This is a genomic window from Nonomuraea rubra (assembly GCF_014207985.1).
GTDB lineage: Bacteria > Actinomycetota > Actinomycetes > Streptosporangiales > Streptosporangiaceae > Nonomuraea > Nonomuraea rubra.
In genome coordinates, this window is the sequence record NZ_JACHMI010000001.1 from 8,778,723 (window position 1) to 8,792,449 (window position 13,727).

Sequence of the window (13,727 nt, forward strand, 5' to 3'; positions counted from 1 at the left end):
GCCCTCCCCTCACCGGACTGCCCCTTGTAGTCGCGACGGACTGCCCACACAGGTTCCAGAGGAGCCCTCCCCGTACAGGCTGACCGCCGCCTCCTCATCCATACGAACCATGGGGTGACGGGTTACGAAATTGATCGATAATGATTATCATTTGCTCGACTTGTCGGGACATCGACCGCGAAGGGTGAGGCATGTCCGCTTCTCGAGCTCCATCGGTGCTGGCCCCCGCCCGCGCCACCCTGATCGGGTGTGCTGTCCTGACCGGGATCAGCGCGCTGGCCGGGATGGCGCCGCTGATCGCGGTGGTCGAGATCAGCCGGCGCCTGCTCCACGGGGATACGGACGTGTGGCCGATCATCGTGGTCGCCCTCGCCGCGCTAGCCGTCAAGCAGCTCGGCACGTTCGGCGCGGGGGTGCTGACGCATCTGGCCGACATCCGGGTGTCGTTCAGGATCCGGCGGGAGCTGCTGGCCAAGCTGCGCAGGCTGCCGCTGGGCTGGTTCACCGACCGCAACTCGGGGATCGTGAAGAAGACGGTCGAGGACGACGTCGCCGCGCTGCACCAGCTCATCGCCCACTCCGTGGTGGAGGTGACGGCCGCCGCCGTCCCCGTGGTGGTCGCAATCGGCTACCTGCTCATTGTGGACTGGCGGATGGCGCTGATCAGCCTGGTTCCGCTGGTCACCGGGCTGGTCGTGTACCAGCGGGCGATGGCCGGGGCCGGGACGAAGTACCCGGAGTTCATGGCATGGCTGACCCGGCTGAGCGGGGCCGCGGTCGAGTTCGTCAACGGCATCGGCGTCGTCAAGGCCTTCGGCACGCCGGGGGTGGCCAGCCGCCGGTTCCAGGAGGTGTCCCGGAATTTTGCCCGTTTCTTCCTGGACTGGGCCAAGGCCACGACCACGGCCTCGGTCATCTCGGAGATCCTGCTGTCGCCGCCCAGCGTGCTCGTCATCATGGCAGGCGCGGGCGGCGCGCTCACCGCCGCCGGATGGCTGCCGCTGACGAGCCTCATCGCGTTCCTGGTGTTCGGGACCGTCACCACCGCCGGGTTGATGACCGTCATGATGTCGATCCACCCGCTGGTCACGGCGCTGAGCGTGGCGCGCGGCATCCGCGAGGTGCTCGCCGCCCCCGAGCTGCCCGTCCCGGCGAGCCCGGTCGTGCCCGACCCCGCCGCTCCCGGCCCGGTGGTGCGCATGCGCGGCGTCCGCTTCTCCTACGGCGACACGGTCGCGCTCGACGACGTCGATCTCGACCTGGAGCGGGGCACGGTGACCGCGCTGGTCGGCCCGTCCGGGTCCGGCAAGTCCACCCTGGCCAAGCTGCTGCCCCGGTTCGACGACCCCCAGCAGGGCTCGGTCGAGCTGCACGGAACCGACCTGCGCGATCTCGACCCCGCCGAGCTGTACCGGCACGTGGCCTTCGTCTTCCAGGACTCGGCGCTGCTGCGCATGAGCGTCCGCGACAACATCCGCCTGGCCCGCCCGGACGCCTCCGACGCCGACGTACGCGCGGCGGCGGCCAAGGCGCAGATCCTCGACCGCCTCGACGCGCTCCCGCGCGGCCTCGACTCGGTCGCAGGCGAGGACGCCGAGCTCTCGGGAGGCGAGCGGCAGCGGGTGTGCATCGCCCGCGCGATCCTCGCCGACCGGCCCATCCTCGTCCTGGACGAGGCGACCGCGAGCGCGGACCCGGAGAACGAGGCCCGCATCCAGGACGCGCTGAGCGAGGTCGCGCGCGGCCGTACCGTGCTGGTCATCGCGCATCGGCTGAGCACGATCCGCGGCGCCGACCAGATCGTGGTCCTCGATGAGGGCCGGGTGGCGGAGCGGGGCCAGCATGAGGAGCTGCTGGCCCGCCAGGGCCTGTACGCCCGGCTGTGGGAGCACGACCAGCGCGCCCGCGAAGGCAGCGCGCAGAGGCTGGAGGCCCGCTGATGATCGCCATGATCCGATACCTGTCCGAGCTGCTCGACGAGCGCGGGCGCCGCCACCTGCGCGTCATGCTCGCCGCCCAGGCCGGGCAGGGCGTGCTCCAGGGGCTGGGTTTTCTATTCGTGGCGCCGCTGGTGGCCGCGCTTACCAGCGCGCCGGCCGACTGGGGCCGCTTCTGGATCTGGGCGGGCGCGATCGCCGCCACGGTCGCCACCCACCACGTGCTGCTGGCCTGGAGCACCTCCTTGGGGTACGTCGTCGGCACGGACGTGCTGACCAGCTTCCATACCCGCCTCGGCAACCACCTGGCCACGCTGCCGATCGGCTGGTTCCGCGGCGACCGCACCGGGCCGATCGGGCGCATGCTCGGCAAGGGCACGATGGACGTCGCCAACATCCCCGCCCACCTGCTGCGCCACGTCGTCGTCGGCATCACCGCGCCCGCCACCATGATCCTGGGCAGCTTCCTGCTCGACTGGCGGATCGGCCTGGCCTTCGCCGCCGGCGCGCTGCTGTGCGCACTGGCCCTGCGCCTGCTCATGGTCATCGTGCGGCGCAACGACGACGACTACGAGCACGACATCGGCGTCAGCGCCTCCCGCATCGTCGAGTACGCCCGCCAGCAGCCGACCCTGCGCGCCTACGGTGTGCTCGACCGGCCCGAGCTCGGCACCCTGGAGGAGTCCCTGGCCCGACAGCAGGGCTCCCAGTCACGGCTCACCATCCGGGGAGCCTGGGGGATGATCGCGTTCTTCGGCACCCTGCAACTGGTCGTCACGGCCGTCATCGCCCTCACCGTCGGCCTGACCTTGAACGGCTCCGTCTCCCTCCCGGTGATGATCGGCGTGCTCATCGTCACCCTGCGCATGCTCGACCCCATCTCCCAGCTCGGCGAGCTCGCCGGCACCGTGCAGGTCAACGCCGACGCCATCGGCCGCGTACGGGACCTGCTGGCGGTGCCGCCGCTGCCCGAACCGATCACCCCCGCCGAACCGGCCGGCACCGGCATCGAGCTGCGCGGCGTGCGCTTCGGCTACGACGGCGGCCCGGCCGTCCTCGACGGCATCGATGCGACGATCCCCGCCGGCAGCTTCACCGCCGTCGTGGGCCCGTCCGGCGCGGGCAAGAGCACCCTGCTGAAATTGCTCGGCCGCTTCTTCGACGTCACAGAAGGCACGATCCGCATCGGCGACCGGGACGTCCGCGAGCTCGGCAGCACCGGCGTCTCCCGGCTGACCGCGCAGGTCTTCCAGGACGTCTACCTGTTCGAGGGCACCATCGCCGACAACCTGCGCATGGCCGCCCCTGACGCCACCGACGCCGACCTCGACCGGGTGGCCCGCATCGCCCGCCTCGACGAGGTCGTCGAACGCCTCCCGCAGGGCTGGCACACCCGCGTCGGCGAGGCCGGCTCCACCCTGTCCGGCGGCGAGAAGCAGCGCGTCTCCATCGCCCGCGCCCTGCTCAAGGACGCCCCCATCGTGCTGCTGGACGAGGCCACCGCCGCCCTCGACCCGGCCAACGAGGCCGCCATCGCCGACGCCATCGCCGAGCTGGCCCGCGACCGCACCGTCATCGTCGTCGCCCACCGCCTGTCCACCGTGGTCGCCGCCGACCGCATCCTCGTCCTCGACCAGGGCCGGATCACCGAGCACGGCAACCACGAGAGCCTGCTGGCCGCCGGCGGCACGTACGCGCGCTTCTGGCACGAGCGCTTGCGCGCTCGCGGCTGGCAGCTCACCTCGGAAGGAACCTCATGACCACCGCCACCCCCGCCGGGCGCCGCATCGACGTGCGCATGAGCCCCAAAGACCTCATCAACATCGGCGTCTTCGGCGCCCTCTACCTCGTCGTCGTGTACGCGATCAGCATGCTCGGCTTCATCAACCCGCCCGTCATGCTCGTAGCCCTCGCCGCGAGCATCGTGGCGGGCGGCATCCCCTTCACCCTCTTCCTCACCCGGGTACGCCACGCGGGCATGGTCACCGTCTTCGGCATCATCACCGGCGGGCTGTTCCTGCTCACCGGCCATCCGCCGATCAGCTTCGCGATCACCGTCGCGTGCGCATTGCTGGCCGAGGTCGTCATTTGGGCGGGCGGCTACCGGTCGCGGCGGCTGAGCGTGCCGGCCTACGCCGTCTACTCCGCCTGGTACGTCGGTCCCATGATGCCGCTGTTCTATGCCCGCGACGACTACTTCTCCAGCCCGTCGATGCAGATGATGGGCACCGACTACGTCAACCAGATGCAGGCGCTGCTGTCCCCTGGCATGCTGCTCGCCTTCGACGTCTCCACCGTCGTCTTCGGCCTGCTCGGCGGACTCCTCGGGCTGCGGCTGACGCGCAAGCACTTCGCGAAGGCGGGCCTGGCGTGACCGCATCCCCGCTCACCCTTCCCGGGCAGGTCACCGCGGCTGTCCGGGTGCTGCGGCTGGACCCACGGACGAAGGTGCTGCTCGTGCTGTCGGCGAGCGCCGCCGTCATGGCGCCCGGCGGGGAGAGGTTCATCCCCGCCGCCCTCGTCCTCGGGCTGCTGCTCGCGCTCGGCGAAGGTGCCTGGATGCGCGTGGCCGCCCTGCCGCTCACCGCCGCCGTGGTCGCGGCCGTCGCCTACCTGCTGCCGATGGCCGCACCGCATCCCGCCGTGGGCGTCATCGCCACGGTCGCGGCGTATGCGCTGCGTTTCGTCGCCGTTGCGGGCATCGCGCTGCACCTGATGCGTACGACCACGCCGACCCAGCTCACCGCCGCCCTGCGGGCCGCCCGCGTGCCCCGGGCGATCACCGTCTCGGCGGCCGTGATGCTGCGCTTCCTGCCGGTGATCGTCACGGAGGCCCGCGCGGTGCACGACGCCATGCGGCTGCGCGGGATCGGCGGCTGGGGCGGCCTGCTCCGTCACCCGGTGCTGAGCATCGAGCGCTTCACCGTCCCGCTGATCGCCTCCAGCCTGCGGGTCGCCGAGGACCTGTCGGCCTCGGCGCTGCTGCGCGGGCTCGGCTCGGCCACCCGGCCCACGGCGCTGCACCCGCCGCGCCTGGGCGTCACCGATCTGGTCGCCGTGCTGGTCGCGGCGGCGCTGATCACGGTCACGGTGCTGTGGTGATCAGGATCGAGAACGTGCGCTGGGCCTACGCCGGCTCCGGCGCTCCCACCCTCGACGGTCTCACGCTGCACGTGCGGCGGGGGGAGACCGTTGTGCTCTGCGGTCCCAGCGGCTCCGGCAAGAGCACCGCGCTCCGGCTCATGAACGGCCTCATTCCCCACTTCCACGAGGGCCGGCTCGAAGGCACCGCGGACCTTGACGGCCAAGCCATCGCCGACCTGCCACTCGACCAGCTCGGCCGCCGCACCGGCACCGTGCTCCAGCACCCCCGCCGCCAGTTCTTCACCGACCAGACCGAGACCGAGCTGGCCTTCGCCCTGGAGAACTTCGGCGAACCGACGCACGCGATCAGGGAACGCGTCACCACCGTCATCGGCGAACACGGCCTGAACGACTTCACCGGCCGCCGGCTCCAGGATCTCTCCGGCGGCCAGCAGCAACAGGTCGCCTGCGCCGCCGCGGCCACCCACCACCCCGCCCTACTGCTGTTCGACGAACCCACCAGCAATCTCTCGGCCGCCGCGATCGAACGCTTCACCGCCACGCTGGCTCGCCTGCGCGCCGGTGGGGCCACCATCGTGATCGCCGAGCATCGGCTCCACTTCCTGCACGGCCTCGCCGACCGGGTCATCGCCATGCGCGACGGCCGCATCGAGACCGAATGGACCGGCGCGGAGTTCGCCACCCTCGACGACGCCACCCTGCGGGCGGAAGGGCTGCGCAGCCTCACCCCACCCGCCCGCCCGGCTCCCGCTCCGGCGGACGCGCGCGGCCCGAGCATCGATCGCGCAACCGAACCGGCCACACCTCCCACCACCGGCCTGACGCTGCGCAGCCTACGCTGCGCCTTCCGCGGGCACCGCGTGCTCGACATCGAGCACGCGCACCTGCGCGCCGGCACGATCACGGCCATCACCGGCCCGAACGGCGCCGGCAAGAGCACCCTCGCCCGCATCATCACCGGCCTGCAACGCCACGAAGGCGAGGTGCTCCTGAACGGGCGGCGGCTCAGCCGCACGCAACGGCAGCGGGCGTGCGCCTACGTCATGCAGGACGTCCAGCGGCAGCTCTTCACCGACAGCGTCGAGGCCGAACTCCGGCTCGGCGCCTCCCGGGACAACGAGCACGACGCCCGCTCCCGCGCACTCCTGCGAGACCTCGACCTGGAAGCCTTCACCGATCGGCACCCGCTCTCGCTGTCCGGTGGGCAGCAGCAGCGTCTGGTCGTGGCCGCGGCCCGGCTCAGCGGCCGCCGGATCGTCGTATTCGACGAGCCCAGCTCCGGCGTGGACCGCCGGCACCTGCGCTCCATCACGCAGGTCATGCGCGACCTCGCAGCGGGCGGCGCCGTCGTCATCCTGATCAGCCACGACGACGAGCTCCTCGCTCACGCCGCCGACCAGGAGTTGTGCCTGCGCCCAGCTGAACTCCCCTGAAGCCCACATCCCGGCCCCTTCCATACGGAGATTCCCCATGACATCCGTCGGCATCGGCGCCGTCTTCGACAGCGCCGCCACCCACTACGCCGAGATCTCACCCCTGCTGTGGAACCCGATCGGCGAGGCCACCGTCGCGACCGCCGCGATCGGAGCAGGTGAACGGGTGCTAGACGTGTGCTGCGGTACGGGCGCCTCGGCCATCCCGGCCGCGCGGGCCGCCGGGCCGCACGGCCACGTGGACGCCATCGACCTCGCCGCAGGACTCCTCGCTCACGGCCGCCGCCGCGCCTCATCTGCGGGGCTGGGGAACGTGCGCTTCGTCCAAGCCGACGCGACCACGTGGCAGGACCAGCCCTACGACGTGGTGCAGTGCGTCCACGGCGTCTTCTTCCTGCCGGACATGGACACCTCCGTCACCCGGCTGACCGGCCTGCTGCGGCCCGGCGGACGACTGGTCATCACCACCTGGGCCCAGGGCGCCATGGAGAACTTCGGCCAGCTGTTCGCCGAAGCCGTCGCACACGTACGGCAAGCCCCGGTGGCTCCCCCCACCAGCAGGCAGGCGGCGTCCACAATCGACACCGAGGAGGATCTGCACACCTGGCTCACCGCCCGCGGGCTGACGAAGGTCACCGTGACCCGCTTTCCCCTGCGCATCCCCTTGGACACCGCACTCGCCTGGCAGGTGGTGCTCGGCAGCGGCTTCCGCGGCATGCTCACCGGCCTGGAGGAACCCGCCGTCGAGCAGGTACGCGCTGCCTTCGGACGCCTCCTGCGCGAGCGGGGGATGACCGAGCTGGATGCCACGTCCCTCATCGGAGCCGGAACGCGCCCGTGATCGACGGCACCACCAGATCACAGCCCGCTGGAGCCACGCAGACGGGTCGGCCCGGGCGGAGAACGACCGCCATGCTGGGCGGGCTGGTCGCGCTGCTCATCGTGGTGAGCGTGGCGGCCATCTCGCTCGGACCCGTCCCGGTCCCGCCGGGCAACGTCGCGGCGGTCCTGGCAGCGCACCTCGGCCTGCCCCTGGGCGAGGTGCCGGCGCAGAACGCCCTCGTGGTCGACCAGATCCGGCTGCCGAGAATCCTGGTGGCGGCGCTGGTCGGAGCCGCTCTGGGAGTGGCAGGCGCGGTCATGCAGGCGCTGTTCGGCAACCCGCTGGCCGAACCCGGCGTGACCGGCGTGTCGGCGGGCGCGGCCGTGGGCGCGGTGCTGGCCATCACCTCCGGCGCGGCCGGAACCCTCGTACTCCCGGCCGCCGCGTTCGCCGGCGCGCTGCTCACCGTGGCCGCGATCTACGCGATCGGGGCGTTCAGCCGCAGCCGCGGCCTGGCCACCGTGCTGCTGGTCGGGATCGCGCTCAACGCGCTGCTCGGCGCCGTGGTATCCGCGCTGGTGGCCAACGCGCCCGACGAGCAGTCGCTGCGCGGGATCGTCTTCTGGCTGCAGGGCGACCTGGACGCCCGCACCTGGGAACATGTCGGCCTCGCACTGGGACCGGTCGTCATCGGCGTAGCGGCGACGCTGGTGTTCTCCCGCGACCTGAACGTCCTGCTGCTCGGCGACGACGCCGCCCGCACCAGCGGCGTGGACGCGGCACGCACCCGGCACGTCCTGCTGGTTCTGGCGTCCCTGCTGACCGGGGTGGCGGTGTCGGTGAGCGGAGTGATCGGCTTCGTCGGCCTGGTGGCCCCGCACGTGATCCGGCTGACCGCCGGTCCGGACCATCGGCTGCTGCTGCCGGCGAGCGCGCTGCTCGGGGCGGTGTTCCTGGTGCTGGCCGACACAGCGGCGCGGATGCTGCTGGCGCCGGTGACGCTGCAGACCGGCGTGGTCACCGCGTTCGTCGGCGCGCCGGTGTTCCTGCTGCTCGTGCTCTGGTCCCGCCGGAGGGCACTGTGATCACGATCGACGGCCTGCGGGTCGAACTGGACCGGGCGGTGATCCTCGACGGCGTCGCGCTGACCGTGCCCGCCGGCCGCATGGTGGGCCTCGTCGGCCCCAACGGCGCCGGCAAGTCCACCCTGCTGCGCACGATCGCCGGGCTGCACCGCCCCAGCCGCGGCCGGGTGCTGGTAGACGGCCGCCCGGTGCACGCCCGGCGGCCCCGGGAGCTCGCCCGCATGATCGCCTACCTGCCCCAGGACACGGCGCTGTCGTTCCCCTTCACCGCCTACCAGGTGACGCTCATGGGCCGGCACCCGCACGTGGGCCGCTTCGCCATGGAAAGCGCGGCCGACCACCGCGAGGCCGAGCGGGCCATGGCCGCCACCGGCACCACTCATCTGGCCGGGCGAAGCGTGGCCACGCTCTCGGGCGGGGAGCGCCAGCTCGTGCTCCTGGCCAAGGCGATCGCCCAGGACTCCCCCGTGCTGCTGGCCGACGAGCCGGTCTCCGCCCTGGACCTGCGCCACCAGCTCGACGTCCTGCGGCTGCTGCGCGCCTGTGCCGACGCCGGCCGGACGGTGCTGGTCGTGCTGCACGACCTCAACCTCGCCGCCCGCTACTGCACCGAGCTGGCCCTGCTGGCCGGCGGCCGCGTCGTCGCCGACGGCGAGCCGGCGCGCGTTCTCACCCCCGGACACCTGGCCGACGCCTACGGGGTGCGCGCGGTGGTACGCCCCGACGACCTCACCGGATCCCTCACCGTAACCACTCTGGAGAATCAGTGAACCGCATCCTCATCCGGCTCGGCGCCGCCGTGCTCGGACTCAGCCTTCTCACCGCCTGCGCCCAGGAACCCGCCGCCGCCCCGGCCCCACAACGGGCGGGAACCGCGTCCTATCCACGCACGGTCCAGGTGCCCGGCGAGCCCGCACAGCAAGTGACGATCCCGGCCCAGCCCAAGCGGATCGCCGCCCTGTCGGCGGACGCAGCCGAGGCCGCCCTGGAGCTGGCCGGCGCCGGACGGCTCATCGCCGTCCCCGCCTCGGCCGCCAACGCGTCGCTGTCCAGCCACGCCAAGGAGATGGCCACCGTCGCGACCAAGCTGCCCCCGGGCACCGATCCCGACCCCGAACAGATCATCTCCCTCAACCCCGACCTCATCCTCATCACCACCAGGCACGGCGGCGAGCGGGACGCCCAGGCCACGCTCGCCCAGGCCGGCATCCCCATGATCGCCATCGGCAACAACTGGGGCACCCTGGAGGAGGTCAAGCAGAACCTGACCATGCTCGGCACGGCTCTCGGCGCCGAGGCCAAGGCCGGCGAGCTGATCGCCGAGCTCGACCGACGCGCCGCCGGCGTGGCAGAGAAGCTCGGCGACCCGACCAGCAGGCCCAGCGTGGCGATCCTGTCCAACCAGGCCGGCCGCCCCTTCATCAACGCCGCCGACGTGCTCACCTCCGACCTGGTCAAACGTGCCGGCGGGGACCTGGTGGCCGAGCGGATCGGCCTGCGCGCCACCGCGCCGGTCACCGCCGAGCAGCTCATCGCCGCCAAGCCGGACGCCATCCTGCTGATCGACGTCACCGGCAAGGGCCAGGCCTCTTTCGCGAGCGTCATGAGCAACCCGGCCGTGGCCGAACTGGCCGCCGTCCGCGACGGCCGGGTCAAGCTGATGCCGGCGCGGATCTCGTACGGAACCGGCAGCGTGCACATCGCCGACGGGCTGGAGGAGATCGCCCGCTGGCTGCACCCCGAGGCGATGCGATGAACCGGACGGCGGCGCCCGCACGGCGGCTCGACCTGCCGGTGAGGTCTCACGTCCTGGCGGCGGTGGGGTGCGGCTGGCTCGTCGCGGTGGGTCTGTGCGTGTGTTACCTGGGCGTCGGCCGGCTCATCGATGACGTCACGGGCGCAGGGGACCGGCCATGGCAGGCGCTGGTGATGATGGGGACCGGGATCGTCCTCGCCGCGGCCGGAGCCGTCGGCCAGGGTGTCGCGAGCGGGCGTGGTGAGGCCGTGGCCGAGGTCAGCGTGCGGGCTCGGATCCATCGGTTCGTCCTCGCCGGCGGAACGCGCCGGGAAGCTTCCGGAGCCGGGAGTCCGGTGACGGGTGCGCTCTCCTCCCTGGCCACCGAGGGGGCCGCCAAGGTCGCCGCCTGGCGGGGCGGATTCCTCGGCCGGCTCGTCTCCTCGGTCACCACCCCGCTGGTCGTGGTGGCGGTCGTGGCGCTGGTCGTCGATGTGACGGCCGCGCTCGTGCTGCTGGCGGTCGTGATGACGGTGCCGCCGGTGGTCGCCGGCTTCCAGCGGTTGTTCCGTGCCTCCTCAGCCGGTTACCAGGCCCAGTCCAGGCGGCTGGCCGCGCACTTCCTGGAGTCCGTCCAGGGCTTGCGGCTGCTCACCCTGCTGGGCGCTGCCGGACGGCAGTCGCGGCTGCTGGCCGGCGAGAGCGAGCGGCAGCGCCGCGCCACCATGCGGCTGCTGGCCGGCAACCAGCTCGTTCTGCTCGTCACCGACGTGGTGTTCTACGGCGGGCTGATCGGCACCGGCACCGCGCTGGCACTGTCACGGTACGCGTCGGGCGCGATCTCCGCGGGAACGGCCGTGGCGCTGGTGCTGATCTCGCTGCTGCTGACGGAGCCGATCAGCGTCGTGGGCCAGTTCTTCTACATCGCCATGACGGGACGGGCCGCCGACCGCCAGATCGTCGGCGCCCTCGCCGGCGGTCGTCCTGGCCCGCGTGCCGTCCCGGGCGCGACCTCGGATGAGGGCGGCAGAGTCGCGGCGGAGCCGGCCGAGGTCACCCCTCACCACGGTGAGGGAGCCGTGGTCGAGCTGGCGGCGGTCACCGCCGGTCATGGCGCCGGGCCCGCCGTCGTGGAGGGCAGCACGTTCGGCGTCCGCCACGGCGAGATGGTGGCACTCATAGGCCCCTCAGGTGCGGGCAAGTCCACGCTGCTGTCGGTGATCGCCGGCGAGCTGGCACCCCGCGGCGGCACGGTCCGGGTGCCGGTGGCCGAGGGCGGCGCGCCGGATCTGGCGCTCGTCCCCCAGCACAGCTGGCTATTCACCGGCACCATCGCCGAGAACCTGCGGCTGGCCGACCCGGCGGCGAGCGAGCAGCGGTTGTGGCAGGCCCTGCGGCAGGCGCGGCTCGCGGCCGAGGTGGAGGCGATGCCGGGCAGGCTGGACGCGCGCGTCGGTGAGGAGGGACTCACTCTGTCGGGTGGGCAGGCGCAGCGGCTGGCGCTGGCCCGCGCTCTGCTCCTCGACGCCGCCGTCCTGCTGCTCGACGAGCCGACGAGCCATGTGGACGCACGCTCCGAGCAGCTCATCATCGAGTCCCTGCGCCGCCTGCACGGCACCCGGGCGATCATCGTCGCCACTCACTCACCGGCGTTGAGCGGGGTCGCGGACCGGATCGTCGAGGTCACCGGCGCACGGGCGGTGGCCCGGTGATCGCCCGCCTGGCCGCGTTCGCCCGGCCCTTCGCGGCCGCGCTGGCGCTGTCCGCGGCGCTACGCGTGCTGCAGCTGGCGTGCGGGATCGCGATCCTGGCGGTCGCGGTGAGCGCGATCGCCCGCATCGGCGAGGCCAGCATCGCCGCAACGGCCGGCCTGATCGCCGTACTTGCCGTCGCCAAAGGCGCCGCGCACTACGGGGAACAGTATCTCGGCCACTGGGTCGCCTTCACAGTGCTGGCCCGGCTGCGCATCGCCTTCTTCGACGCCCTCGCCAGGCTGTCTCCCAGCGTGCTCCACCAGCACCGCTCCGGCGATCTCACCGCTCGCGCCACCGCCGACGTCAACCGCGTCGAGGTGTTCTACGCCCACACGATCGCACCCGCGCTCGCCGCCGCCCTCGTCTTGCTCGGCTCGGCCGCCTACCTCGCTGTCGCCGTCCACCCGGCACTGGCGGCGATCCTGCTGGTGGGCGCGGCAATCTCCGGTCTAGCCGTACCGCTGCTCGGCCGCCACCGGGCCGGGCAGGCGGCCCGGCGGCGCCAGCACACCCGCGGGCAGATCGCCGCGCACGTCACCGACACCATCGCAGGGCTGCGTGACCTCACCTTGCTCCGGGCGATCGGGCAGTGGCAGGGGCGGCTCGACGCGCTGGATGCCCGCGCCGCCGCCGACACCCATGCGCTGGCCGCCCGCATCGCAGGCCGCCGCGCCGCGAACACCGCCGTCCTCGCGGCGACCGTGTGCGCGGTCGCGCTCACCGGCGCGTACTTGTGGCGCGGCGGCGGGATCGGCTTGCAGGCGTGGTGGACCGCGATCGCGATCGCGCTCGCCATGGCGCCCGCCCTGACCGCGGTCGAGGCGTTCGCCGCCGAGTTCGGCACCACCCTGGCCGCTGCCCGGAGACTGTTCGTGATCATCGACACGCCGCCCGCGGCCGTCCGCGCGGAGCTCGCCCCGTCGGCCGGGGCGAGCGCAGGGGGCCTATACCGTCGGGCGGGTGTGGCGGTTTCCATGCGCGGGGTGCGCTTCGCCTTTCCCGGCTCGGCCGACAACGCGGCACCGGTCCTCGACGGCATCGACCTCGACCTACCGCCGGGATCGACCACGGCCGTCCTCGGGGTGACCGGCAGCGGCAAATCCTCTCTCGGATACCTGCTGGCCGCCGCCCTCACCCCCACGGAGGGCATCATCACCCTCGACGGCACCGACCTGCGCCGCATCCCCGACGATGAACTCCGCCGCAAGGTGGCCCTCGCCGACCAGCGCCCGTTCGTCTTCTCGGGCACCGTCGCGAGCAACCTCCGGCTCGCCCGGCCCGGCGCCGACGAGGGCGAGCTGTGGCACGTCCTCGAGGTCGTCGCGCTGGCCGACACCGTACGAGCACTTCCCGAGCAGCTTCACACGCGGCTCACCGAGCGCGGCGCCAACCTGTCCGGCGGCGAGCTGCAGCGCCTGTCACTCGCCCAGGCGCTGCTCCGGCGCCCCGCGCTACTGATCTGCGACGAGGTCACCAGCCAGCTCGACGCCGCCACCGAAGCCCAGCTCCTTGAACGGCTACGCCGGGAACTGGCCGGATCCACCACCGTATGGATCACTCATCGACCGGCGACTCTGCACGCCTCCGACCAGATCGTCGTACTCGACGGCGGTCGCATCATTCGAGGCGAACCGCCCGGTGACCGCCTTCTCAGGTGACGCGGAGGCGACGAACTGGGACAACGAGCAGTGCCGGACGATCCTCGGCAACTGTGCGAGCGCCATGCCCTCCGGCGCGGGTCTGCTGGTGATCGAGCGGATGATCCCCGCACCGGGTACGCCGAGCTGCTCGTCAAGGCCAGACTGGTCCCGGAAGAGCTGGCCGAGCTGCCGGTGCGCCTGTCCCTGCTGCCGGC

The 13,727-nt window shown here is 72.5% G+C and carries 11 protein-coding genes; all 11 read left to right on the top strand.

Annotated elements, in window-relative coordinates:
• The first annotated feature begins 191 nt into the window (after positions 1-191).
• The 11 genes from HD593_RS40005 (at position 192) to HD593_RS40055 (ending at position 13,530) form a co-directional block, all read left to right on the top strand.
• Entirely contained in the window at positions 192-1,940 is a 1,749-nt protein-coding gene (locus tag HD593_RS40005) for an ABC transporter ATP-binding protein (protein ID WP_221525214.1), read from the top strand.
• Complete coding sequence (locus HD593_RS40010) at positions 1,940-3,697, top strand: ABC transporter ATP-binding protein (RefSeq protein ID WP_185107390.1); 1,758 nt, start codon at positions 1,940-1,942, stop codon at positions 3,695-3,697. The genes HD593_RS40005 and HD593_RS40010 overlap by 1 nt, the downstream gene beginning before the upstream one ends.
• A complete protein-coding gene (locus tag HD593_RS40015; protein ID WP_185107392.1) occupies positions 3,694-4,311 on the top strand; it encodes an MptD family putative ECF transporter S component in 618 nt (205 codons plus the stop codon). Before HD593_RS40010 ends, HD593_RS40015 begins: the two co-directional genes overlap by 4 nt.
• Positions 4,308-5,039 (top strand): energy-coupling factor transporter transmembrane component T family protein, encoded by a 732-nt coding sequence (locus HD593_RS40020; protein WP_221525215.1) that lies wholly within the window; start codon positions 4,308-4,310, stop codon positions 5,037-5,039. Before HD593_RS40015 ends, HD593_RS40020 begins: the two co-directional genes overlap by 4 nt.
• The gene (locus HD593_RS64675) at positions 5,036-6,475 is read left to right on the top strand and encodes an ABC transporter ATP-binding protein (RefSeq protein ID WP_185107393.1); all 1,440 of its coding nucleotides are present in this window, start codon (positions 5,036-5,038) and stop codon (positions 6,473-6,475) included. The genes HD593_RS40020 and HD593_RS64675 overlap by 4 nt, the downstream gene beginning before the upstream one ends.
• Positions 6,476-6,512: 37 nt before the next feature.
• The gene (locus HD593_RS40030; protein WP_185107395.1) at positions 6,513-7,316 is read left to right on the top strand and encodes a class I SAM-dependent methyltransferase; all 804 of its coding nucleotides are present in this window, start codon (positions 6,513-6,515) and stop codon (positions 7,314-7,316) included.
• A 71-nt stretch (positions 7,317-7,387) separates the two neighbouring features.
• The gene (locus tag HD593_RS40035) at positions 7,388-8,383 is read left to right on the top strand and encodes a FecCD family ABC transporter permease (protein WP_185107397.1); all 996 of its coding nucleotides are present in this window, start codon (positions 7,388-7,390) and stop codon (positions 8,381-8,383) included.
• Positions 8,380-9,153, top strand: a complete 774-nt coding sequence (locus HD593_RS40040; RefSeq protein ID WP_185107399.1) for an ABC transporter ATP-binding protein — start codon at positions 8,380-8,382, stop codon at positions 9,151-9,153. The genes HD593_RS40035 and HD593_RS40040 overlap by 4 nt, the downstream gene beginning before the upstream one ends.
• Positions 9,150-10,139, top strand: coding sequence for an ABC transporter substrate-binding protein (locus tag HD593_RS40045; RefSeq protein ID WP_185107401.1), 990 nt, complete (start codon positions 9,150-9,152; stop codon positions 10,137-10,139). Before HD593_RS40040 ends, HD593_RS40045 begins: the two co-directional genes overlap by 4 nt.
• Positions 10,136-11,830: an ATP-binding cassette domain-containing protein gene (locus HD593_RS40050; RefSeq protein ID WP_185107403.1), complete on the top strand. Its 1,695-nt coding sequence runs from the start codon at positions 10,136-10,138 to the stop codon at positions 11,828-11,830. Before HD593_RS40045 ends, HD593_RS40050 begins: the two co-directional genes overlap by 4 nt.
• On the top strand, positions 11,827-13,530 hold the full coding sequence (locus HD593_RS40055) for an ABC transporter ATP-binding protein (protein ID WP_185107405.1): 1,704 nt from the start codon (positions 11,827-11,829) through the stop codon (positions 13,528-13,530). The genes HD593_RS40050 and HD593_RS40055 overlap by 4 nt, the downstream gene beginning before the upstream one ends.
• Positions 13,531-13,727: the final 197 nt, after the last annotated feature.